The 381-nt window shown below is 67.2% G+C and carries 1 protein-coding gene; it reads right to left on the bottom strand.

Features of this window, described 5'->3' with window-relative positions; all coding sequences use genetic code 11:
* The coding region (locus EN846_RS33795) for an FAD-binding protein (protein WP_135928111.1) at positions 1-381 on the bottom strand (381 nt) is incomplete at both ends.

Genomic DNA, 381 nt, shown 5'->3' with positions numbered 1-381 from the left:
GTCGGGATGCCGCCCATGTTGTAGTGCACGGTCGGGATGACCGGGATCGGCTGCTTGTGCACGTCGACGCCGGCGAAGATGCGGGCGCTTTCGGCAATGCCCGGCAGCTTCTCGTCGATCACGCCCGGGCCCAGGTGGGTCAGGTCGAGCAGGATGTGGTCCTTGGGCTCGCCGACGCCGCGGCCTTCGCGGATCTCGATGGTCATCGAACGGCTGACCACGTCGCGCGACGCCAGGTCCTTGTAATGCGGTGCGTAGCGCTCCATGAAGCGCTCGCCGCTGCTGTTGCGCAGGATGCCGCCTTCACCGCGGACACCCTCGGTGATCAGGCAGCCGGCGCCGTAGATGCCGGTCGGGTGGAACTGCACGAACTCCATGTCC

The sequence above is a fragment of the Mesorhizobium sp. M4B.F.Ca.ET.203.01.1.1 genome (genome assembly GCF_004791025.1).
Classification (GTDB): Bacteria; Pseudomonadota; Alphaproteobacteria; order Rhizobiales; family Rhizobiaceae; genus Mesorhizobium; species Mesorhizobium abyssinicae.
The sequence above is the reverse complement of the archived record's forward strand: the minus strand, read 5'-3'. Positions and strand labels throughout refer to the sequence as shown.